Here is a 21,474-nt window from a genome sequence, read left to right as displayed (position 1 = left end):
ACTTACAAGGAACCCCGATGACCCAGTCTTCCGGCTCCACGACGCTTTATGTCGCCCGATCCATCCTGACCATGAACCCCGCGCAGCCGCGCGCCACGCATGTTGCCGTGCGCGATGGCCGCATTCTTGGCGTGGGCAGCCGGGAGGATCTGGCCGGCTGGGGGCCGGCAGAAGTCGATGACCGGTTCGCGGACAGCGTGCTGATGCCGGGCCTCGTGGAAGGCCATTGCCATCTGCCCGAGGGCGGCATGTGGAAGTTCGTCTACGTGGGCTTTTACGACCGGCGCGGTCCGGACGGCAAGCTCTGGTCCGGCCTGAAAAGCTTCGCGGAAGTGGCGGCGCGGCTTCGGGATGCCGAGGGCGCGCTGGCGCAGGACGAGACGCTGATCGGCTGGGGCTTCGATCCCATCTTCTTCGGCGGCGACCGCATGAGCATTCATGACCTGGACGCCGTGTCGGCGCAGCGGCCCATCGTGGTCATGCACGCCAGCATGCACCTCATGAACGTCAACTCGCCCATGCTGGCTCGGGCGGGCATCGATCGCGACACGGACATCGAGGGCGTGACGCGGCTCGATGATGGAAGACCCAGTGGCGAGCTCTGCGAATTTGCGGCCATGTTCCCGGTCATGCGGCTGATCGGCAGCCCGTTCCGCACTGTCGGCCTGACGGAAGAAGGGCTGCGGATGTTCGGGAAGGTGGCGCAGTGGGCCGGCGTGACCACCGCGACGGACCTGGTCAATGAGTTGAATGATGAAGGCCTTGCGACGCTGGCGCGGGTGACGGGTGAGCCGGATTATCCGGTGCGCATCGTGCCCGCGGCCTCGGCGCTGACCTACGCGGGCAACGCGGCGGGCTGCCTGGAAAAGCTGGCGGCCGCGAGGCGGCTGAATCACGGCAAGCTGCATCTGGGCATGGTGAAGCTGGTGGTCGATGGATCGATCCAGGGCTTCACGGCACGCGTGCGCTGGCCGGGATATTTCAACGGCGCGCCAAACGGTATCTGGGTGATCGCGCCGTCCGAACTGGATGCGATGGTGCAGACCTATCACGACGCCGGCGCGCAGCTTCACATCCACGCCAACGGCGACGAGGCCACGCAGCTTGCGATTGAAGCCGTGGACCGCGCGTTGCAGCGCACGCCGCGGCGCGACCATCGCCACACGTTGCAGCATTGCCAGATGGCCGACGCCGCCCAGTTCCGCCGGATGGCGAGCCTGGGCATGTGCGTGAATCTCTTTGCCAATCACATCTACTATTGGGGCGACGCGCACTACGCGCTGACGATGGGACCGGATCGCGCCAACCGCATGGACGCCTGCGCGTCGGCGGCGCGCGCAGGGGTGCCGTATGCCATCCATTCCGATGCGCCCATCACGCCGCTTGGGCCGCTGTTCACGGCATGGTGCGCGGTGAACCGGCAGACGGCCTCGGGCCGCGTGCTGGGCGAGTCCGAGCGCATCGGCGTCGACGCCGCCCTGCACGCTATCACGCTGGGCGCCGCGTACACGCTGCATATGGACCATCTGGTGGGCTCGATCGAGGTCGGCAAGTACGCGGACTTCTGCGTGCTGGCGGACGATCCGTCCGAGGCCGCGCCGGAATCCTTGAAAGACCTGAAGGTGCTGGGCACGGTCATCGGCGGGCGTCCGCTGCCGCTGCGGGAGGCCTGACGTGGCGCGCATTCCGCTGACGGTGGTGGGCGGCTTTCTGGGTGCGGGCAAGACCACCTTGCTGAATCATGTGCTGACCGCCAGCGCGCGCCGCGCGGCGGTGCTGGTCAATGACTTCGGGCCCGTGGACATCGACGCGGGCCTTATCGCGGATCGCGCCGACAACGTGATCCGGCTGGCCAACGGTTGCGTCTGCTGCTCGATGGCGGGCGGAATGGATGATGCGCTGGCGCGTGTGCTGGCGCTGGATCCGTTGCCCGAATGGATTGTCATCGAGGCGAGTGGCGTATCTGATCCCGGTCGCATCGCGCAGGTGGGGATGGCCGATCCGCTGCTGCAACTGGAGAGCGTGGTGGTGCTGGTCGATGCGGGGGCCATCCGCGAGGTGGCGGCGGATCCGCTGTTGGCCGATACGGTGCAGCGGCAGCTTCGCGCGGCGGATTTGCTGGTGTTGAACAAGATCGATCTGGTGGCGCCGGATGCGCTGGCGGCGGTGCAGGATTGGCTGCGCGAGGCTAGCGGCGGCGCGCCCCTGTTGCGGGCGAGCGAGGGGCGGGTGGATTTGGGGGCGTTGATCGGCGTGGGTGAGGGGACGGCAAGCGGGCATGAGGCGGAGCATGGTTGCGGCCATGGCGACAGGCACGGCGATGGTGCTATCTGCGGACACGGCCATGGCGGCCGCGTTGTCGGCGCCCACGGCGACGAGCTCGGCGGCGTTCGCGTGGGCGGACACATGCCGCGCCACGTCGACCCGTCCGATCCCGCCCATCCGTTCCAAAGCGGGCTATGGCGAGCCCCCGCGTTACTGGACGCCGACATGCTCGCCGAGCGCCTGAAGCAGCTGCCCCGCGACGTGCTGCGCGCCAAGGGCTGGGTCCGCACCAGCCGCCACGGTTGGGTGCTGGTGCAATTCGCGGGACGGCGCGTGCGCTTTGACACGCAGGCGCGCGCGCCGGCTGATCAATGCGAACCCTCGCTGGTCGTGATTGGTATGCGCGGCGTCACCAACATGCCGGCAATCGCGACGCTTCTGGACCGGGCTGCGCTGCACGACATCAACGTCGACGTCGCACTGGACGCGGCCCACGCCGTGCCGCTGCGCTAGTTCTGGTGCAAGCGATTCCCCGCGTCTGGTCCTACCCGCGCGCATGCCGCGCACGTACCTTGAGGGTTCAGCGTGGACGCATCTCGCGCCGCGCCAGCGAAGGAGGGTAGGCAATGCAACAGACCGTCACCGTGGAAATGCTGGCCGAGTTTGCGGCCGCCTGGAACCGGCACGATATCGACGCCCTGATGTCATTCATGAGCGAAGACTGCGTGTTCGAGACCGTCGGCGGCCCCGAACAGTACGGCAGCCGCCATGCCGGCCCGGAAGCGGTGCGCGCGGCCTTTGCCGCGGCCTGGAAGAACTTCCCGGACGCGCAATGGGAGAACGGCCGCCACTGGGTGGCCGGCGATCGCGGCGTCTCCGAGTCCACGTTCCGCGGCACGGCGGCGGACGGCTCGCGGGTGGAGGCCGACATGGTCGACGTGTTCACGTTCAAGGACGGCAAGATCCAGGTGAAGAACGCGTTCCGCAAGCAGCGTCCCGCCTTGCCGGCACGTGCCTAGCCGCCATCATGGATACGCAAATGTCGGCCGGCATCTCCCGCCCGGCGCCCGCGTCCGGCGCCGCCATCAACGCCTACAACCCCGCCTACGATCCGCTGGTGTCGCCGCCCGGACAGGGCCAGGACTACGCGCCCACCTACTGGGTCGCGACGGCCGGCGCACCGCCCGAGGACGACGGGCCGATCCGCAGCGACATCGACGCTGATGTGGTGATTGTCGGCTCCGGCTTCACAGGCTTGTCGGCGGCGCTGGCGCTGGCACGCGATTTTGGCGTGAAGGCCGTCGTGCTGGAGGCCAATCGCGCGGTGTGGGGGTGCACCAGCCGCAATGGCGGCCAGGGGCAGAATGCGTCGGGCCGCCTGTACCGCTCGCAGTGGATCGAACGCTGGGGGCTGGACACGGCCAAACGCCTGGACGCGGAGATCCGCGAAGGCTTCGAGTATTGGAAGAGCCTGGTCGCGCAGGTGGACTGCGACGCGCAGCCCGGCGGCCATCTGTACACGGCGCATCGCCAGAAGAAGATGGCCTTCCTGCAGAACGAAGCGCGCGTGATGCGCGACGTCTTCGGTTACGACACCAAGATGCTCAGCCGCGCCGAATTGCACGAACGGTATGTGGATGATCGCGAGGCGGTGGGCGCCATGCACGAGCCCGACGGTGTCGGCGTGCATCCGCTCAAGCTTGCGTACGGTTATCTGCGGCAGGCGCGGGCGCTGGGCGTGCGCATCCATCCGTCCAGCCCCGTGCTGGGCTGGCGCGTGGAAAACGGCATGTACCGGCTGCAAACCCCCGGCGGCACGGTGCGTGCCCGGCGCGTGGCCTTCGCCACCGGCGGCTACACCGCGCAGGGCGTCAACCGGCTGCTGGACAACCGCATCATGCCGGTGCTGTCCAATTCGATGGTCACGCGGGTGCTGTCGGCCGAGGAACGCGAGGCGGCGGGGTTGAAAAGCACGGTGTTCATCACCGACACGCGCACGCTGCGCTTCTACTACCGCCTGCTGCCCGATGGCCGCATGCAAATCGGCAGCCGAAGCGCGCTGCGCGGTGCAGACGCCGAAAACCCGCGCCACCTTGCGCTGCTGCGCGAGGGACTCGCCCGCAAGTTCCCGGCGCTGCGCGGTGTGGACGTGGCGTATTCGTGGTGGGGCTGGGTAGACGTCAGCCACGACATGATGCCGCGCGTCACGCAACCGGATCCCGCGCAGCAGGTGTATTACGCCTTCGGTTATGGCGGCAACGGGGTGGCGTTTTCGGCGCATGCCGGCAGGCGGCTGGCGCAACGGATGATGGGCAAGGATGGGATCGCGTGGAACCTGCCGATCTACGACACGCCGCTACCGGGACACCTGTTCGCCCCGTTCCGCCGCATCGGGCAGGGGTTGTTGTATCGCTGGTATTACCTGCGGGACGAGTTGCTGTAGCAGTACGCGGGCCTCTGGCACCTTCAAGACTTGTAGGACTGATTGAGGTGTCAGACACCCCGTCAAAACGTAGGACTGATTCAGGTGTCAGACACCCCGTCAAAACGTAGGACTGATTCGGGTGTCAGACACCGTCCAGCACGAGATCCTGCGCCACGCGCCGCTGGGCGTCGACCACCTTTGCCAGCCGCGCGATACCCGGTTCGATATGCTCCGGCCGGATCGACGTAAACCCCACGCGCAGGAAGTTCCGCGGCGCGTTGGCGCCGTCCATGAAGAACACATCCCCCGGTTCGACCACGACGCCTTCGGCCAGCGCGGCTTCGGACAGCGCCGCCGCATTAAGCCACGGCGGCCCCTGCAGCCAGCACGATGACGAACCGGTGATCGGAATGGCCGTGAAGTCCGGCAGGTGCCGCGCCAACGCCTGCGCCAGTTCGGCGCCGCGCTTCTGGTAAGCCTGCGACTGGCGGCGCAGCAGCGAATGGTGATGCCCCAGCGAGATGAACAGCGAGAACGCGCGCTGGATGTACGCGGACGGGTGGCGCAGCATCAGGCGGCGCAGCGCGCGCAGTTCGGCGGCCAGCTCGCGCGGCGCGACGATGTAGCCGATGCGCAGGCCCGGCGCGAAGGACTTGGCCAGGCTGCCCACGTAGATCACGCGGCCGTCCCGGTCCAGGCTTTTCAGCGCGGGGATCGCGCCTTCGCCCCAGCGGCTTTCGCTTTCGAAGTCGTCTTCGATGATGAGGCTGTCGGCCTGACGCGCCATTGCCAGCAACGAGGCGCGGCGCTCCATGGACAGCGTGACGGTGGTCGGGCACTGATGGCCCGGCGTGACGAACAGGTAATCGCATCCGAGCAGTTGCGTCCCCGTGCGCAGGCCTTGTTCGTCCACGGGCAGCGGCAGCAGATGGCGCGTGTGGCTGGCGAAGATGTTGCGGGCGTCCGGATAGCCCGGGTCTTCCATGCCGACCACGGTGTCTTCGTTCACCAGCAGATCGGCCAGCAGATAAAGCGCGTGCTGCGCGCCGACCGTGATGACGATTTCCTCGGCGTCGGCCCACACGCCGCGGCGCGGCAGCACCTGCGTGCGGATCTGTTCGATGAGCGCGGGGTCGTCGTGCGTGATGAGGTCCGGCGCCCAGCTGCGGATGTCCAGCACCGACAGCGCCTTGATGCAGCATTCGCGCCATTCGGCGGTAGGGAACAGGTCTTGGTCGAACTGGCCGTAGACGAAGGGATAGGGCTGTTTCTGCCAGTCGCGGGGCTTGGTGATGTTGCGTTGCCGCGAGGGACGAAAGCGCAGACGCTCTTCCCAGCGCACGCCACCGGTTTCGGGCGCGTCCGCCGGTGAAGCGTCCGTCGCGGGACCCGAGTGGCCTTCCATGACGGTATCGCTGACGAAGTGGCCGCTGCGTTCGCGCGACACCAGATACCCTTCGCACACGAGCTGCTGGTACGCAAACACCACGGTATTGCGCGCGATGCGCAACTGGTCGGCGAGGTAGCGGCTGGACGGCACCGGCATGCCGGGCGGCAGGTGGCCGCTCAGGATGGCCGACACCAGCATCTGGCGCACGCGCCCCTGCAGGCTGAGGTTGGGCGCGCTGGCCTTTTCGAACAGGCGTTCCCACAACACAGGCTTGAGCATCGAGGCCTGGCTGGACATGGCTGGCTCCTTTTGACTGCGGACCTCACGGGCGCCGCGCTGCCGCGCCCGGGGTGTCCGAGTCTCAGAATAAAGGAGCCGGATGGGGGAAGGAATGCGGGATTGCCCTGTCAGATTCGTCCCTTCCACGGAATGGCGAAGCGTTCCAGGTAACGCACCAGCAGGTCGAAGGCGAACGCGAACAGCCCGATCACGATGATGCCCATGATGACCGTGTCGCTGGCCAGGAACTGCGCGGCGTTCAGCACCATGAAGCCCAGACCCCGGTCGGCCGCCACCATCTCGGCGGCGACCAGCGTCGTCCAGCCGACCCCGATACCGATGCGCATGCCCGTGAAGATTTCCGGCATGGCCGCCTTCAGGATGACGTGCCAGACGATCTGGCGGCTGGTCCCGCCCATGGCGTAGGCGGCGTGGATCTGTTCGATCGACACCGACCGTACGCCCGCGCGCGCGGCGATCGCCATGGGCGCGAAGATGGCCAGGTAGATCAGCAGGATCTTGGGGAATTCGCCGATGCCGAACCAGATAATGATGAGCGGCAGATAAGCGAGCGGCGGCAGCGGGCGGTAGAACTCGATCGGCGGATCGAAGACGCCGCGCGCGTAGCGGTTCACGCCCATCAGGATGCCGACCGGAATCGCCGTGACGCACGCCAGGAAGAACGCGCCGAACACCCGGCCCAGGCTGGCGAGCGCGTGCTCGGTCAGCGTGGAATTGGCCACCCCTTCGGTCATCGCAAAGACGAACTTGTCGTACACCGCGATGGGCGACGGCAGGAACAGCGGCCGCACCCAGCCGGCGCTGGTCACCAGGAACCACAGCGCGATCAGCGCCAGGCTGGTGAGCAGGCTGATGTGGCCGCTGTAGCCCGCGCCCGGCGCCCCGTACACTTTGCCCGGCGCCGCCGGCGTGTGGCCGATGCGGCGCTTAGGCATGGAGGGCGTGCGGGGAGGCGGCGCGCTCGTCCCCGTAGATGATGCCGAGGACTTCTTCTCGCATGGCGATGAAGTCGGGACTGGATTTGATGCCACGGCCATCGCGGGTCTCCAGGTAGCGCCGGTTGAAGGCCGGCTCGAACGTGTGCGTGATCCGGCCCGGGCGCGGCGACATGACGATCAGCCGCGATCCCAGGAAGAGCGCTTCTTCCACGCTGTGGGTGATGAAGAAAAACATCTTGTTGGTCTGCCGCCAGATATCCAGCAGCAGCTCCTGGATGGTTTCCCGGGTCAGCGCGTCCAGCGCGGCCATGGGCTCGTCCATTAGCAGCATGGCGGGGTCGCAGGTCAGCGCGCGCGCGATGCCCACGCGCTGCTGCATGCCGCCCGACAGCTGGTAGATCATGTGCCGGTGAAAATCCTGCAGGCCCACCAGTTCAAGATTGCGGCGGGCGCGCGCACGGCGGGTCTCCTTGTCCACGCCTTGCAGCTTCAGGCCGAATTCGGTGTTCTCCAGCACGTTCAGCCAGGGCAGCAGGGCGTGCTTCTGGAACACCACGCCGCGGTCGGCGCCCGGCCCGACGATGGGGTTTCCGCCCAGCGTGATCTCGCCCTCGGTCGGCGACAGAAAGCCCGCAAGCAGGCTGAGCAACGTGGTCTTGCCGCAGCCTGATGCTCCCAACGCGACGACGAATTCGCCGGGCTGGATGGTCAGGTTGACGTCGTGCAGCGCGATGACGGGGCCGCTGTCGTGCAGGCCGGGATAGGTGACGCTGACGCCTTCCGCGCACAGGCGCTGCGCGGCGGATGTGGACTGCATGGTCATGCTGTTCCCCCTGATCGTTGTGGCGAGGCCTGCGGCGGCAGGCCTCGTCTTCGCGCTGCGGCCGGCGCCGGGGTGGCGCCGGGCCGGGTCGGACGGGTCGCGTGAATTACTTCGCGGCCGCCTTCGCGTACTGATCCGTCACGAACGGGCTGTAGTCGTCCAGTGCCTTGTCGATCTGCTTCTGATCCTTCAGGAACTTGGCGCTGGCCGCGAAGGCGCGCGCGGCGCCCGAGTCCTTGCCGCCGCCCAGCCAGGTCTTGGAGGCCTGTTCTTCCACGGTCGGGAAGACCAGGAGGCCCAGTGCCTCGACGATGTCCTCGGGCTTGCCGCCAATCAGCTTGACGATGCCCTTGACCTGCGGCGAATCCGCCGTCCACTTGGCGCTGTTGGCGCGATAGTCAGCATAAGACTTGGCCAGCACGCCCGTGAAGGCGGCCATGAACTTCGGGTTCTTCTGCGCCCAGGCCTTGTCCACCACGATGCCGTCGAAGGTCGGCACGCTGGCCGCGCCGATCTGTTCGGAGTCGGCGATGATCTTGCCGGTCTTGGCGATCTCGGTCAGCGCGGGCGGCCAGACGTAGGCGGCGTCGATGTCGCCGCGCTGCCAGGCGGCCACGATCTGCGGCGGCTGCATATTCAGGATGCGCACGTCGCGCGGCGGCACCTTCCAGACCTGCTCAAGCCCGACCAGCAAATGAAAGTGCGACGTCGACACGAACGGCGTGGCAATGCGCTTGCCCTTCAGGTCGGCGGTGCTGTTGATGCCGGAGCCGTTGCGCGCCACCAGCGCTTCGGACTTGCCGATGTTGTCCAGGATCCAGAAGAGCTGCATGTCCACGCCGCGTGTGGCGGCCGAGGTGATCCCGGTCGATCCCAGCACGCCGACCGGCACGTTGCCCGAGGCCAGGGCGGTCGAGATGTCGCCGCCCGAGGTGAACTGGCGCCAGTCCACCTGGTAGCCGGCCTCTTTCAGGGCCTTGTCGAAACTGCCGTCCGCGATGGCGGACAGGAACGGCCCGACGATGAGCTGGTAGCCCACCACGAGTTTGGTCTGCGCGTAGGCGGGCGCAGCCAGTAGCGCGGCGGCCAGGCCGGCCAGGGTGCAGCGGCGAATCAGGCGGTATATCGCGTTCATGGAGATCTCCGGGAGAGAACGGCCGCGCCCCGGCGCGACCGGCTTGCTGGTGCCAGTGTGCCCGGATGGGACCAGAACGCTAGGGCCAGATGTCCGGATCAGTAGGTGCCAAAAGCAACCGGGCCCGCCGGCTGCGCCGCCGATGCCCGAACGGGCATGGTCGTCGCAGCGGGCGGGCCCGCGATATGCGCCAAATGGATGAGATGGCTGGCAAGGTGTCTGACACCCTGCAGAGAGCGCCGTCAGATCACGGCTGTGCCACTAGGTGTCAGACACCGATCAGCGGATCAGGCTGAGAAACTCCGCACGCGTGGACGGGTTTTCGTGGAATTCGCCCAGCATCACCGACGTGACCATGGAGGAATTCTGCTTTTCGACGCCGCGCATCATCATGCACATGTGCTGCGCCTCGATCACGACCGCAACGCCAGCCGCGCCGGTGACGCTTTGCACGGCTTCTGCCACCTGGCGGCTGAGGTTTTCCTGAATCTGCAGGCGGCGCGCGTACATCTCGACGATGCGGGCCACCTTGGACAGGCCCAGCACCTTGCCGGCCGGCAGGTAGGCCACGTGCGCCTTGCCGATGAAGGGCAGCATGTGGTGCTCGCACAGCGAGTACAGCTCGATGTTCTTGACCAGGACGATCTCGCGCGTGTCCGACGTGAACAGCGCGCCGTTGACGATTTCTTCCAGGTTCTGGTCGTAGCCGCGGCACAGGTGGCGCATGGCCTTGGCGGCGCGGGCCGGCGTGTCGGCCAGCCCTTCGCGGGACGGATCTTCCCCTAGTGCTTCGAGAATGGCGGTGTAGTGCTTTTCCAATGACATGGGGACTCCTGGCGGCGCGCCCTTTGGCGCGCGGTGATGCAAAGGGTGATGCGTGGCGTAACGCTGGGCGTAATGCGTAGGTGTCGCAAGTCTACCTCAGCGCGGCGGGCGGACCGCGGGCTTACCCGTGGCGTGTGGGGGTATTTCCTGCGTTCAGACGCCCCGGTTTTCGACCGCGTACTTGATGAGTTCGGCCTGTCCGTCGATGCCCAGCTTGCGCTTGATGTTCAGGCGGTGCGTCTCGACGGTGCGCACCGACAATCCCAGCGTCTGCGCAATCTGCTTGTTGGCATGGCCGTCGGCGATGTGGCGCAGCACGTCGCGCTCGCGGTGCGTCAGCAACGTGGCCAGGGCGCTGGCCTGCGACAGCCGCACGGCCGCTGCAGCGCTGAAATAGCTGCGGCCGGCCATGACGGCGTCGATGGCGGTGATGATCTCCTGCGCGGGCTCATCCTTGAGCAGATAGCCACGGGCGCCGGCCTTGACCGCCTGCACCATGTACTCGGGGTTGTCGTGCATGGACAGCACCAGCACCGCGATCTGCGGATAGCGCTCGTGCAGCAGCGCCGTCAGCTCCAGGCCGCCGACGCCGGGCATGTTCAGGTCCATCAGCGCAAGATGGGGAAGGGTGCCGCCCTGCGGATCCTCAGCCATGCAGGCGGCCAGAAAAGCCTGCGCGGCCGCGGCGTTGCTGGCTTCACCTACTACCCGCAACGTCGGCACGGTTTCAAGGCGCAGGCGCAGGCCGTCGCGCACCAGGGGGTGGTCATCGATCAGCAGAAGGCGGACGGCGTCGGGTTTGTCGATCATGCTTGGGGAGGCGTCGGAAGGGGGCCGCCGGGAGGCGGCAGGGGAAGCCAGGCCTGCAAGGTCGTGCCTTGCGCGGTGGAATGAAAGGTCAGGGTGCCGGACAGCGCGCTCATGCGTTCTCGCATGTTGCGCAGGCCGATGCCGCGATGCGGGTCCTGCTGGACCTCGGCGTCGTCAAAGCCGCAGCCGTCATCGGTGATGGTCAGGCGCAGGTCGCGCGCCGAATACGCCAGCGTCAGATCCGCGCGCGTGGCGCCGGCATGGCGCATGACGTTGGTCAGCGCCTCTTGCGTCACGCGGAACAGCGCCGTCGCGTAGGCGTCGGGCAGCTTCACCGGCTGGCCGACCGTGTGCAGGTCCACCGCCAGCGGCGGGGCGCCGTCCTCGGGGCGGATGGCGAATTCCCGGCCCAGATGCTCCAGCGCGGCGGGCAGGCCCAGGTCATCGAGCAGGGTGGGACGCAGATTGTGCGAAATGCGGCGGACCTCGCCCACCGCCATGTTCAGACGGTCCAGCGCGCCGCCCAGCGGCGTGTCGATGTGCGCAAGCGCGCGCGAATCGTCCGAGTGCGACTGGCGTAGCCGCTCGCGGGCGGCCTCCAGCGACAGTTTTACCGACACCAGCACCTGGCTGATGCCGTCGTGCAGTTCCCGCGACAGGCGGGCGCGCTCGTCTTCCTGCGACCGCACGATCTGGCGCGCCATCAGCCGCAGCTTGGCGTCGGACTGGCGATGGTCGCTGATATTGAGGGCCAGACCACAGGCGGCCACGCCCAGGATGGATACAGCCGCAATGCCCGCCACCCACGCGAACATGTCGCGGATATTGGCCTGCGCCGCGGCGTCGATGCGCACCAGGGCCTCTTGCACGTCGTCCAGGTAGATGCCGGTGCCCAGCATCCAGCCCCAGCGTTCCAGCACCACCACGTACCCGAGCTTTTCAACGGTCTGGTTGGTGGACGGTTTTTCCCAGAGGTAATGCACCACCTCGCCTTGCTGCCCGCCGCGCCGGGCGGCCGTCAGCAGGTTCTGGATGACGGCCTGGCCCTTGGTGTCGCGCAGGTTCCAAAGGTCTTGCCCGACCAGCTCGGGCTGGCGCGGATGCATCAGGTTCTTGCCCTGCAGGTCGTAGACGAAAAAGTAGCCGTCGTGGCCGAACTCCATCTGCGCCAGCAGGTCCAGCGCACGCTGGCGCGTCGCCGCGTCGTCGCCTGCGGCCTGCAGCGGCGCGATGGCGCTGTACGCCAGGTTCACGTAATGACGCAGCTCGCCTTCCTTGCTGGCCAGCCAGGCGGTTTCGACCACCTGTTTTTCGCGCTGCGCCAACTGCAATCCCTGCACGTAGACGGCGACCGTGATGGCGGCGACGGCCACCAGCAGCGGGACTGCCGCAAGCAGCAAGATTTTGAGACGCAGCTTCATAAGGATTTGTATCAGGCCGAAGCGAATTTGCTGCGACGCATCAACCGGAAGGGTATCGAGGCGGGAACGCGGAAAGTTCGGAGATTTTACGGTTTCCACGGAAATTTGCTGCGGCGCATGACGTAGTAACACGTAGCTCGCTTGCGTAGTTCCGCGCTTGTTGGCGCGATGGCCAGAGCGCAATACTGGCGCCCGCGTCGACCTGACGCAGCGCGGACGCCTGTGTCCGCCACCCCACAACAATGAGTCTGCCTTCCGCGGGACGAAAAAAGCGTTTCACGCCAAGAGCATGGCGGGAGGCAAGAGGAGCACTTATGCACACCAGCAGTAAGGGACTGGGTCAGCACCTGGTCTGGCTGGCGGTTGCGGTACTGGGCGCGTTTGCGCTGGGCACCGTGGCGCTGGCCAGAGGGGAGACCATCAACGCGCTATGGGTGGTGATTGCCGCCGTCTGCGTCTATCTCATCGCCTACCGTTACTACAGCCGCTTCATCGCGCGCAAGGTCTTCCAGCTTGACCCGACGCGCATGACGCCGGCCTGGAAGTACAACGACGGTCTGGACTACGTGCCCACCAACAAGCACGTGCTGTTCGGCCACCACTTTGCCGCCATCGCCGGTGCGGGCCCCCTGGTCGGACCGGTGCTGGCCGCGCAGATGGGCTACCTGCCGGGAATGCTGTGGATCCTGGCCGGCGTCGTGTTCGCCGGCGCCGTGCAGGACTTCACGATCCTCTTCATCTCGACCCGCCGCGACGGCCGCTCGCTGGGCGACCTGGTCAAGTCGGAACTGGGCAAGATCCCGGGCGTGATCGCGCTGTTCGGCGCGTTCATGATCATGGTCATCATCCTGGCCGTGCTGGCGCTGATCGTCGTGAAGGCGCTGACGCACTCGCCGTGGGGCACCTTCACGGTGGCCGCGACCATTCCCATCGCGCTCTTCATGGGCGTGTACCTGCGCTACATCCGTCCGGGCAAGATCGGCGAAGTTTCCATCATTGGCTTCGTCGGCCTGATGGCGGCCATCACGTTCGGTCAGGACGTGGCCGCGCATCCGGTCATCGGCCCGATGTTCGACTTCGACGGCAAGGGCCTGACCTGGATCCTGATCGTCTACGGCTTCATCGCCTCGGTGCTGCCCGTGTGGCTGCTGCTGGCCCCGCGTGACTACCTGTCGACCTTCCTGAAGATCGGCACGATCGTCGGTCTGGCGATCGGCATCGTGGTCGTGGCCCCCGAACTGAAGATGCCCGCGCTGACGCAATTCGTCGACGGCACCGGTCCGGTGTGGTCGGGCAACCTGTTCCCGTTCCTCTTCATCACCATCGCCTGCGGCGCGGTGTCGGGCTTCCACGCGCTGATCTCCTCGGGCACGACGCCCAAGCTGATCGAGAACGAAACCCAGGCGCGCTACATCGGTTACGGCGGCATGCTGATGGAATCGTTCGTCGCCATCATGGCGCTGGTCGCGGCTTGCGTGATCGAGCCGGGCATCTACTACGCAATGAACAGCCCGGCGGCCGTGATCGGCACGTCGCCTGAGCAGGTCGCCCAGGTGGTGTCGAGCTGGGGCTTCGTGATCACGCCGGCCGATCTGGTGCAGACGGCCAAGGACGTAGGCGAAAGCACGATCATCTCGCGCGCCGGCGGCGCCCCGACGCTGGCGGTGGGCATGGCCCACATCCTGCATCAGGCGCTGGGCGGTCCGGGCATGATGGCCTTCTGGTATCACTTCGCCATCCTGTTCGAAGCGCTGTTCATCCTGACGGCCGTTGACGCCGGCACCCGCGCGGGCCGCTTCATGCTGCAGGATCTGCTGGGCACGTTCGCCCCGTCGCTCAAGCGCACGGATTCGCTGCCGGCCAACCTGATCGCCACGGGCCTGTGCGTGGCGGCGTGGGGCTACTTCCTGTATCAGGGCGTGGTGGATCCGCTGGGCGGCATCAACACGCTGTGGCCGCTCTTCGGCATCGCCAACCAGATGCTGGCCGCGATTGCGCTGACGCTGGGCACGGTGGTCCTGTTCAAGATGAAGCGCGACCGCTATGCATGGGTGACGGTGCTGCCGACGCTCTGGCTGCTGGCTTGCACGCTGACGGCCGGTCTGCAGAAGCTGTTCCATTCGGACCCGCGCGTGAGCTTCCTGGCCCACGCCGACAAGTACAACGCCGCGATTGCCGAAGGCAAGGTGCTGGCGCCGGCGAAGTCGCTGGGCGAGATGTCGCGGGTGGTGATGAACGACTACATCAACGCCGGGCTGTGCGCGATCTTCATCTTTGTCGTGGTGAGCATCGTGGTGTTCGGCTTGAAGTCGGTGCAGCGCGCCCGCAACGAGAACAAGCCGACGTCCCGCGAAACGCCTTACGAATCGCTGCCCGCAGCCGCTGCGGCTGGCGCGGACTGACCTTCATCCAGGAGAAGCCGCATGCTGTTCAGCAATATGACTTCAGCGGCCGGCGCCGCCGGCCGGTATCTGGGGCAGACGCTCCGGTTGATGGTTGGCGTGCCGGATTACGAGACGTATGTCGAGCATATGCGGCGGACGCATCCTGAGCAGGAGCCAATGAGCTATGAGGATTTCTTCCGGGAGCGCCAGGAGGCGCGATACGGGGGGAAGAAGCGGATTGGGTGCTGCTGAGTGTTTTGGATGGAAGGCCTTGCTGATGCAGGGCCTTTTTTTGTTTGGACGTTGGTTTTTTCTGGGGCGTCGCTGACTTCGTAGCGTCAGGTTTTTCGTGGGCGTTACGGACTTCGTAGGTCGCCCGACGCCGCGGTCACCGGGGAGGCGATCGCCCACGATTGCGGTCCGGAGCCTTCGCTCCGGACTCCCCCGTCGTCATCTTCGTTGTCGCCTTCGGCGACTGCCTTCAGATTCCCTCGGGCGCATCGACGGCGCTCGCCTCCCCGGTGACCGCGACGCCGTGCTACCAGGGTCTTTGGTTTGCGCGCTACAAGACCTGTGTGCAGGGAAGGGGATTTGCGGGGTCGCCGGGTTGCTGCCGCCCGGACGGCGGCAACCCGGCATATGGGCGGTGGGACGTCGGGGCGGTGTCGCTTGCGCGCTGGCGGGGAGGTGGTTGCTAATGGGCGCTCCAATACGGGGGGGGGCGGTGATGGGCGGTGCGCGGCGACGGACAATGTCAGCTTGCCAACCCGTACGCGCGCCGCCCATCGGGCACTGGAGTTCAATTGACGATTAATGGATAGCAGATCAAATGGCGCTGATGATTCGGGTGTCAGACACCCGAATCAGTCTTACAAATGTGCCGGTGGTTGCTGCTGCCGGTGTCTGACACCCTGTGGAGGTGAACTCAGCATGACGCCCATCTCACGAGGGTGTCAGACACCTCGCCCAGAAGCCGCCACACGCGAAGCGTCATCGCCACGACGTAAGACGACGCGTAAGCCCACGAAGGCCGCCCGCGCGGCCGCCCGGGGGCGGGCACCGCAAGACGCTTCTCGACCACCCCGCCGTATGCAAGAACCTAAAGAACCCAACTCGCCCCAGCGCCCGCAAAGATCAAGCAATCCGAGCCCGGTGTGGCGTGGGCCTGGGGTGGGCGGGGCGTTTAGATGCGCCCGAGGGAATCTGAAGGGAGCCGAAGGCGGACGAAGATGACGAAGGGGCAGTCCGGAGCGAAGGCTCCGGACCGCAATCGGAGCCCCGCCCACCCCAGGCCCACGCCGCGCCGGGCGTCCCAAGAACGCCGACCATCGCCAGCAATCCGTACCCGTCAAACCCCAAAAACACACACCAAAAAATCACATGCGTAGATATAAAAATCTCGAAAAAGATACTGCCGTCACTCGATACCCCGCTTCCGTAGCTTCTCAGAACAAATCACCAGCGGCACTGCGCCGCCCGCGCATATCGCCATGACCAGGAACCCGCCAGGTGCATAGGCCCGGTACAGAGCGCCGCCAATCTGAATGCTGGCGAACATGAACACGCCGCCCGACAGCAACGCATACAACGCGATGGCGGACGTCTTGCATGCCGCCGGTACGCGGCGAGTGATGTACCACATGATCGCGGCGTTGTTGCCCGCCAGGGTGAAGCATTGCAGCAATTGCAGGCCCGCGATAATCGCAGGATCCGTGGTGGCGGACAGTCCCGTCCAGCGAATGGCGGTCATGACGGCCGATGTCAGAATCAGCCATTGCGCACCCGTGCGAGCCAAAATGCGCGGCGCTAGAAAAAAGAACAGAACTTCGCTGGTCACCCCCACCACCCACAGCAGCGAGATCATCGCCGTCGACAACCCGTTCGCGGTCCAATGCAGCGTGGAGTACGAATACAGAAAGCCATTGCTCGCCTGCACCAGCGACGCGGCCGCGATGCACATCAACAAAGGGCGGTCGCGCAGGACCTCTCGCATCGGCAGGCGTACGCGATCGACGGGGGCGTCAACCGCCGCTGGCCGTGCTGCCCGCGGCAGCAGGCGCACGCAGGCCAGGCACGCGACGATCAGCAGGATCGACAGCCACATCACCCAGTCCGTGTCGAACGTCTTGATCAGATAGCCGCCCGCCAACGTCACCGTCGCAAATCCCAGCGACCCGCACGCGCGCATCACCGTATAGGAATTGCCTTGTCCCCGCCCGCTTGCAATCGCCATCCGGTCCATCAGCGGCAGGACGGCGGGAAACACCGCGTTCAGCAGCAACGTGATTGCCAGCAGCAAAGCTGAACTCTGGCTGAACGGATAGCACAGGAAAAGCGCCAGCGATGCCGCCAGCGCCGATGCGATCAGCGCGTGAGCGCGACCTGTCTGGTCCGCCACGTGCGCCACGATCGGCGTCGACAGGATTTTGGGCAGGAACGACGTGGCGACGATCAGCCCGATCAGCGCCGGGTCCAGTCCCCGGCTCGCGAACCACAACGGCAGAAACGGGATACTTACGCCCTGCAAGCCGTAGTACAGGAAATAGAACCCGTGCAACGCGATGGCGCCTTGCCTGGCGTCGGGATTGCCGCGCATGGTGGTGAGGGAAGCTGGGAGATGCGAAGCGGCGTAGCATACTCCTTCGCTGTGCCGGCCATTGGCAAAGCGCAGCCGGAGATTTACGCTGTGCCTCGCGGCCGGCTGCAAGTACGCCGCGAACGTGTTTTCCGATTTCTAACCAGGAGCTGCGATTCATGGCCAAGAAACTGAATGAGAAGACCACCAAGGCGCTGAAGGACCGCCGCAAGGCGCCGCTGGCGACGCCCACCGACCTCGCCGCTGAGGCTACCCGCGACATCTCCGCGGCGCTGAACCAGATACTGGCCGACGTGTTTGCGCTGTATCTGAAGACCAAGAATTTTCATTGGCACATCAGCGGTCCCCACTTCCGGGACTATCACCTGCTGCTGGACGAGCAGGGCGATCAGCTGTTCGCCATGACCGACCCTCTCGCCGAACGCATCCGCAAGATTGGCGGCACCACCCTGCGGTCCATCGGGCATATTTCGCGGTCGCAGCGCATTGCCGACAACGACGCCGACTACGTGCAGCCGCTGGACATGCTGGCCGAACTGCGCGAAGACAACAAGGTCCTGGCGGCCGCGCTGCGCGAAGCCCACAACGTCACCGACGAGCATCGCGACATCGCCAGTTCCAGCCTGATCGAAAACTGGATCGACGAGACCGAGCGGCGCACGTGGTTCCTGTTCGAAGCCAGTCGTCAGGGTGACGCGACGGGGCATTGAGTCTGGCCGCCGAAGCGGCGGGGCAGCCGTACCGTTATCGTCGTATCAGTGCCGCCCGCCCGACAGCGCGGGCGGGTTGGCTCGGCGGGGTCAGCCGCGGTCGTCCAGCAGCGCGCTGATTTCGATTTCCGCCCAACTGCGGCCGGGCAGGCTGGTTACTCCCACCGCACTGCGTGCCGGACTCGGCATGTGCGGGAATGCCGCTTCCAGCACTGCTGATGCACCGTCCAGCACCGCACTGTGGTCTTCGAATTCCGCCTCGCTGCGCAGATAGCCGCGCAATTGCAGCACGGCGCGCACGCGGTCCAAATTGCCGCCGCAGGCTTCGCGCAGGGCGCTCAGCGCACTCAGCGCCGCGTGTGCACAGGCGGAGCGGGCGGCGTCCAGATCGGCGCCAGGCCGGCATATCCCCACGATCGGTGTGCCGTCCCGCCGGCTGGCCTGGCCGCTGATGCAGACCAGTGTTGCGCCGGTCAGGGCCGCCAAGTGGTAGAGCGCATAGGCGCCGCGCGGAACGGGCGCCGCGGGCAGGCGCCAGCCGGCCGCAGCCAGCCGGGAGTCGGGCGTGCCGCCAGCGGTCACCGTATCCATTGCGTCTCGCCGCTCAGCCAACAGCCGGGGGCGTCCGCGCGCCGGCGCAACTGGATCGCCGACGGCGAGCCCATGGCCACGCCTTGGCGGACCGTGTACACCCCGTCCGCCGGCACGCTGCCCGTCTCGTTCAGGTAACCCCACAAGGCCGCGGCGGCGATGCCGGTGGCGGCATCCTCGGGGTAGCCGGACGCCTTGGGAAATTGCCGCGCGCTGGCGCCGTCCGCGCTCAGCGCATAAGGGTAGAGGCCGGTTGAGCCAATGGCTTCGCAGATGTCCCGCATCGCATCGAAGTCCGGCGCCAAGGCATCCAGGTCGGCCACGGCCGGCAATCGCACCAACGTCTTCACGCGGCTGGTGCTGGCATTGATCATGTGCAGGCCCGGCAAGTGGGGGTCGATACGCAGCACGGTGGCGATCGCGCGGCATTGCGCGGGCGTGAGCGCGGATGTGGCGACGGCTGGTTGCGACACCCAGGCGCGATTGCCAGCCTCGTCCCATTCGATGTCCACGCTGCCGCTCAGGGTCTGAACGCGGGCGCGCGGCGTGCTCCAGCGTTGCCATTGCCGCAGCGCCCAGAGCGTCCCTACGGTCGCGTGGCCGCACATCTCCATTTCGTGGCCGGGCACGAAGAATCGCAGTTGGCACAGGTGGTCATCGCGGTCGGCCGGCACCACGAAGGACGACTCGTGGCCGTGATGCGCGGCCAGCGCCTGCATGTCGGCCGCCGACATGCCGCGCGCGTCAAGCACCAACGGCACCGGATTTCCGCCTTGCAGGGGCTGGGACGGATCGACGAATACGCGCAGCAGGGCCGCCTGGCCGGCGGGAGGCTGGGCGGGGACGAGGTTGGGGTGAAGGTCAGTCAAACTGGACTCCGGTCTTGGTGATGAGGTCGCCCCAGAAGGCGAGGTCTTGTGAGACGGTTTGGGTCAGCGCCTCTGCCGTGCCGGGTTTGACGTCCACGCCCTTGGCGGCCAGATCGGCGGCAATGGCCGGGTCCCGCAGCACCGTATTCAGGGCAAGGTTCATCTTTTCCACGATGGTCGGCGGCGTGCCCTTGGGAAAGGCCAGGCCGTACCAGAGCGATTGCGTGTAGGCCGGCATGCCCTGGGCCGCGAAGGTGGGGACGTTGGGCAGGATGGGGGTGGCGCTGGTGGTCGCCACCGCAATCAGCTTGCCGCTCTGCACGAAGGGCGCCAGGCCCACGGGGTTATCGAACATGATGTCGACCTGACCGCCGATCAGATCCGTGTAGGCGGGCGCCGCGCCACGGTAGGGAACGTGCGTCAGATCCAGTTTCTCGTCCTTCTTGAACATCTCGCCCAGCAGGTGCGACACCGTACCGGCGCCCACCGACGCATACGTGCCGACGGAGCGCGCTTTCAACGCGCCGACCACTTCGGGAAGTGTGGCCGCCTTCAGGGCCGGCTGCACTGCCAGCACATAGGGCGACGTCCCGATGAAGCCGATGTAATCGAAATCCTGGGCCGGCTTGTACGGCAGGTTCTTGTACAGGTGGGCGGCAAGCGCGGTGGTGCTGGTCGTGACGGCCAGCGCGGTGTAGCCGTCCGGCTTGGCGCGTGCGGCCTGGCCCGAACCCACGGTGCCGCCCGCGCCGCCGGCGTTCTGGATGATCACGGTCTGCTTTAATTCGCGCGTCAACGCCGGCTGCAGCGTGCGCACCACCAGATCCGTGCCGCCGCCAGCCGGGAAGGGGACGATCAGCGTGATCGGCTTGTCCGGCCAGGCGGGTTGAGCCAGGGCGCTGGCCAGCGGAAGGGCAAGCAGGGCGGCGGACAGCAACGCCGACGGAAGTGTGCGGATCATGGATTTTCCCTTGTGTGTTTGTGGAATGACCCAGATCGTAGGCAGCGGCCGAGCTGGCGGCGAACCGCGACGCGACAGAAGCTGATCCCAAGCGCGACAACGGAAACCACGCGCCCGCGCCAGGCTTGCATGAAAACGGCCGCGCGCCGATACTGGCCCAACGCCCAATCTTGCCGTTGCCGGGCAACGCCCAGCGCACCACACGCCCGCAATCCCCATGTCGCGTTCCGTCCCGCTTTCCTCCAAACAGGACCTCATCGCCCAGACAGGTTTCGCTCTGGCGGCCAGCCGGCAGCCGCGCTATGCCTTCCATTGGCATGAGCACGACTGCGCCATGCTGCTTTGGCCGCGTGCCGGCGCCCTGGACAGCGCCTGGCGGGACGAGGCGGGCGCCCGCCGCCGCTGTCGGCTGGTGCGGGGCCAGGCGTTGCTGCTGCCGTCTCATGTCGAGCACAGCACGCGCGCCGAGAGCATCTCGCAACAGCACGGCGAACTCTATCTGGCTCCGGAATTGCTTCGGGCCTGCCGGGCGGGGGGCGTGCTGCAATTGGATGGCGCGGCGCAGGCCATGCTGGATGCGCTCTGGAAGCCGGCGTTGTCGGCGTCGGCGTTGCCGATGCTGGTGGAGGCATTGATCACCCAACTGGATGCGACGCACCGGATCCACGGTCAGATCATTACGCCGCAGGCGCCGCTACCGCTGGCGCGGCAATGGCTGGAACTGTTGCGCGAGCGGCTGGAAGCGGGGCAGCCGTTGCCGGCGATCGCCGATTCGGCCAGCGTGCTCGGCGCCACCACCCGTACGCTGCAGCGCGCCTGCATGGAGACCTACGGCCAGTCTCCGATTTCATTGCGCCGCATGGTCCTGGCGCAGGCCGCGCGCCAGCGGCTTGCGATGGGCGAACCGGCGGCAAGAGTCAGCGCCGAACTGGGTTTTTCCAGCAGCGGCCACCTGGGCCGGCTGCTGCGCGCGGTCGATCCTTCATCAGAAACCGGCATCGCCACGCAACCCTGAACGGGCAGGCAGCGGG

The 21,474-nt window shown here is 66.6% G+C and carries 19 protein-coding genes; 8 read left to right on the top strand and 11 right to left on the bottom strand.

All coding sequences use genetic code 11. The features are described 5' to 3' along the window. The first annotated feature begins 17 nt into the window (after positions 1–17). The 4 genes from HV681_RS04335 (at position 18) to HV681_RS04320 (ending at position 4,708) form a co-directional block, all read left to right on the top strand. A complete protein-coding gene (locus HV681_RS04335; protein WP_175121868.1) occupies positions 18–1,673 on the top strand; it encodes an amidohydrolase in 1,656 nt (551 codons plus the stop codon). A gap of 1 nt (position 1,674) precedes the next feature. Further along, positions 1,675–2,778, top strand: a complete 1,104-nt coding sequence (locus HV681_RS04330; protein ID WP_175121867.1) for a CobW family GTP-binding protein — start codon at positions 1,675–1,677, stop codon at positions 2,776–2,778. Positions 2,779–2,891: 113 nt separating this feature from the next. After that, positions 2,892–3,284: a nuclear transport factor 2 family protein gene (locus HV681_RS04325; protein WP_175121866.1), complete on the top strand. Its 393-nt coding sequence runs from the start codon at positions 2,892–2,894 to the stop codon at positions 3,282–3,284. A gap of 8 nt (positions 3,285–3,292) precedes the next feature. Next, positions 3,293–4,708: an NAD(P)/FAD-dependent oxidoreductase gene (locus HV681_RS04320; protein ID WP_175121865.1), complete on the top strand. Its 1,416-nt coding sequence runs from the start codon at positions 3,293–3,295 to the stop codon at positions 4,706–4,708. A 124-nt stretch (positions 4,709–4,832) separates the two neighbouring features. On the opposite strand, the gene pdxR is transcribed toward HV681_RS04320, so the two are convergent. From pdxR to HV681_RS04285, 7 genes are all read right to left on the bottom strand, one after another. Continuing rightward, positions 4,833–6,377 (bottom strand): MocR-like pyridoxine biosynthesis transcription factor PdxR, encoded by a 1,545-nt coding sequence (pdxR, locus tag HV681_RS04315; protein ID WP_175121864.1) that lies wholly within the window; start codon positions 6,375–6,377, stop codon positions 4,833–4,835. A gap of 110 nt (positions 6,378–6,487) precedes the next feature. Continuing rightward, complete coding sequence (locus HV681_RS04310; RefSeq protein WP_105238604.1) at positions 6,488–7,315, bottom strand: ABC transporter permease subunit; 828 nt, start codon at positions 7,313–7,315, stop codon at positions 6,488–6,490. Beyond that, complete coding sequence (locus tag HV681_RS04305; RefSeq protein WP_175121863.1) at positions 7,308–8,141, bottom strand: taurine ABC transporter ATP-binding protein; 834 nt, start codon at positions 8,139–8,141, stop codon at positions 7,308–7,310. Before HV681_RS04305 ends, HV681_RS04310 begins: the two co-directional genes overlap by 8 nt. Positions 8,142–8,247: 106 nt before the next feature. Further along, positions 8,248–9,276 (bottom strand): taurine ABC transporter substrate-binding protein, encoded by a 1,029-nt coding sequence (gene tauA / locus HV681_RS04300; RefSeq protein WP_175121862.1) that lies wholly within the window; start codon positions 9,274–9,276, stop codon positions 8,248–8,250. Between the two features lie 279 nt (positions 9,277–9,555). Then, a complete protein-coding gene (gene folE, locus HV681_RS04295; protein ID WP_056316955.1) occupies positions 9,556–10,101 on the bottom strand; it encodes a GTP cyclohydrolase I FolE in 546 nt (181 codons plus the stop codon). 153 nt (positions 10,102–10,254) lie between these two features. Beyond that, positions 10,255–10,911 carry a response regulator gene (locus HV681_RS04290; protein WP_175121861.1) on the bottom strand — a complete coding sequence of 219 codons (657 nt, stop codon included), beginning with the start codon at positions 10,909–10,911 and terminating at the stop codon, positions 10,255–10,257. Then, positions 10,908–12,332 carry a cache domain-containing protein gene (locus HV681_RS04285; RefSeq protein WP_175121860.1) on the bottom strand — a complete coding sequence of 475 codons (1,425 nt, stop codon included), beginning with the start codon at positions 12,330–12,332 and terminating at the stop codon, positions 10,908–10,910. Before HV681_RS04285 ends, HV681_RS04290 begins: the two co-directional genes overlap by 4 nt. A 314-nt stretch (positions 12,333–12,646) precedes the next feature. On the opposite strand from HV681_RS04285, the gene HV681_RS04280 reads away from it, so the two are divergent. Both HV681_RS04280 and HV681_RS04275 read left to right on the top strand, forming a co-directional pair. Beyond that, positions 12,647–14,734 carry a carbon starvation CstA family protein gene (locus HV681_RS04280; RefSeq protein ID WP_175121859.1) on the top strand — a complete coding sequence of 696 codons (2,088 nt, stop codon included), beginning with the start codon at positions 12,647–12,649 and terminating at the stop codon, positions 14,732–14,734. A gap of 21 nt (positions 14,735–14,755) precedes the next feature. Beyond that, entirely contained in the window at positions 14,756–14,968 is a 213-nt protein-coding gene (locus HV681_RS04275; RefSeq protein WP_105238611.1) for a YbdD/YjiX family protein, read from the top strand. Positions 14,969–16,133: 1,165 nt separating this feature from the next. On the opposite strand, the gene HV681_RS04270 is transcribed toward HV681_RS04275, so the two are convergent. Next, positions 16,134–17,312: an MFS transporter gene (locus tag HV681_RS04270; RefSeq protein WP_175121858.1), complete on the bottom strand. Its 1,179-nt coding sequence runs from the start codon at positions 17,310–17,312 to the stop codon at positions 16,134–16,136. Positions 17,313–17,470: 158 nt separating this feature from the next. Here HV681_RS04270 and HV681_RS04265 point away from each other — a divergent pair, with 158 nt between their 5' ends. After that, positions 17,471–18,022: a Dps family protein gene (locus tag HV681_RS04265; protein ID WP_175121857.1), complete on the top strand. Its 552-nt coding sequence runs from the start codon at positions 17,471–17,473 to the stop codon at positions 18,020–18,022. 90 nt (positions 18,023–18,112) lie between these two features. Here HV681_RS04265 and HV681_RS04260 read toward each other — a convergent pair whose 3' ends face one another. The 3 genes from HV681_RS04260 to HV681_RS04250 are packed head-to-tail and all read right to left on the bottom strand — an operon-like array spanning position 18,113 to position 20,443. After that, a complete protein-coding gene (locus HV681_RS04260) occupies positions 18,113–18,613 on the bottom strand; it encodes a RidA family protein (RefSeq protein ID WP_175121856.1) in 501 nt (166 codons plus the stop codon). Further along, the gene (locus HV681_RS04255) at positions 18,601–19,482 is read right to left on the bottom strand and encodes a PhzF family phenazine biosynthesis protein (protein WP_175121855.1); all 882 of its coding nucleotides are present in this window, start codon (positions 19,480–19,482) and stop codon (positions 18,601–18,603) included. The genes HV681_RS04260 and HV681_RS04255 overlap by 13 nt, the downstream gene beginning before the upstream one ends. Next, on the bottom strand, positions 19,475–20,443 hold the full coding sequence (locus HV681_RS04250; RefSeq protein WP_254594880.1) for a Bug family tripartite tricarboxylate transporter substrate binding protein: 969 nt from the start codon (positions 20,441–20,443) through the stop codon (positions 19,475–19,477). Before HV681_RS04250 ends, HV681_RS04255 begins: the two co-directional genes overlap by 8 nt. 217 nt (positions 20,444–20,660) lie before the next feature. Here HV681_RS04250 and HV681_RS04245 point away from each other — a divergent pair, with 217 nt between their 5' ends. Beyond that, positions 20,661–21,458 carry an AraC family transcriptional regulator gene (locus HV681_RS04245; protein ID WP_175121854.1) on the top strand — a complete coding sequence of 266 codons (798 nt, stop codon included), beginning with the start codon at positions 20,661–20,663 and terminating at the stop codon, positions 21,456–21,458. The last annotated feature ends 16 nt before the right edge of the window (positions 21,459–21,474 follow it).

The sequence above is a fragment of the Achromobacter animicus genome, from assembly GCF_902859585.1.
Lineage (GTDB): Bacteria > Pseudomonadota > Gammaproteobacteria > Burkholderiales > Burkholderiaceae_B > Achromobacter > Achromobacter animicus.
This window is presented reverse-complemented; position numbering and strand designations above follow the sequence as displayed.

What these genes read in the sequence shown, in the direction of transcription:
- HV681_RS04260 (WP_175121856.1), bottom strand. Translation starts at nt 18,613, where the DNA reads ATGGATACGGTGACCGCTGGCGGCACGCCCGACTCCCGGCTGGCTGCG.
- HV681_RS04290 (WP_175121861.1), bottom strand. Translation starts at nt 10,911, where the DNA reads ATGATCGACAAACCCGACGCCGTCCGCCTTCTGCTGATCGATGACCAC.
- HV681_RS04280 (WP_175121859.1), top strand. Translation starts at nt 12,647, where the DNA reads ATGCACACCAGCAGTAAGGGACTGGGTCAGCACCTGGTCTGGCTGGCG.
- HV681_RS04275 (WP_105238611.1), top strand. Translation starts at nt 14,756, where the DNA reads ATGCTGTTCAGCAATATGACTTCAGCGGCCGGCGCCGCCGGCCGGTAT.
- HV681_RS04245 (WP_175121854.1), top strand. Translation starts at nt 20,661, where the DNA reads ATGTCGCGTTCCGTCCCGCTTTCCTCCAAACAGGACCTCATCGCCCAG.
- HV681_RS04265 (WP_175121857.1), top strand. Translation starts at nt 17,471, where the DNA reads ATGGCCAAGAAACTGAATGAGAAGACCACCAAGGCGCTGAAGGACCGC.
- HV681_RS04285 (WP_175121860.1), bottom strand. Translation starts at nt 12,332, where the DNA reads ATGAAGCTGCGTCTCAAAATCTTGCTGCTTGCGGCAGTCCCGCTGCTG.
- HV681_RS04270 (WP_175121858.1), bottom strand. Translation starts at nt 17,312, where the DNA reads ATGCGCGGCAATCCCGACGCCAGGCAAGGCGCCATCGCGTTGCACGGG.
- folE (WP_056316955.1), bottom strand. Translation starts at nt 10,101, where the DNA reads ATGTCATTGGAAAAGCACTACACCGCCATTCTCGAAGCACTAGGGGAA.
- HV681_RS04250 (WP_254594880.1), bottom strand. Translation starts at nt 20,443, where the DNA reads ATGATCCGCACACTTCCGTCGGCGTTGCTGTCCGCCGCCCTGCTTGCC.
- tauA (WP_175121862.1), bottom strand. Translation starts at nt 9,276, where the DNA reads ATGAACGCGATATACCGCCTGATTCGCCGCTGCACCCTGGCCGGCCTG.
- HV681_RS04320 (WP_175121865.1), top strand. Translation starts at nt 3,293, where the DNA reads ATGGATACGCAAATGTCGGCCGGCATCTCCCGCCCGGCGCCCGCGTCC.
- pdxR (WP_175121864.1), bottom strand. Translation starts at nt 6,377, where the DNA reads ATGTCCAGCCAGGCCTCGATGCTCAAGCCTGTGTTGTGGGAACGCCTG.
- HV681_RS04325 (WP_175121866.1), top strand. Translation starts at nt 2,892, where the DNA reads ATGCAACAGACCGTCACCGTGGAAATGCTGGCCGAGTTTGCGGCCGCC.
- HV681_RS04335 (WP_175121868.1), top strand. Translation starts at nt 18, where the DNA reads ATGACCCAGTCTTCCGGCTCCACGACGCTTTATGTCGCCCGATCCATC.
- HV681_RS04310 (WP_105238604.1), bottom strand. Translation starts at nt 7,315, where the DNA reads ATGCCTAAGCGCCGCATCGGCCACACGCCGGCGGCGCCGGGCAAAGTG.
- HV681_RS04305 (WP_175121863.1), bottom strand. Translation starts at nt 8,141, where the DNA reads ATGACCATGCAGTCCACATCCGCCGCGCAGCGCCTGTGCGCGGAAGGC.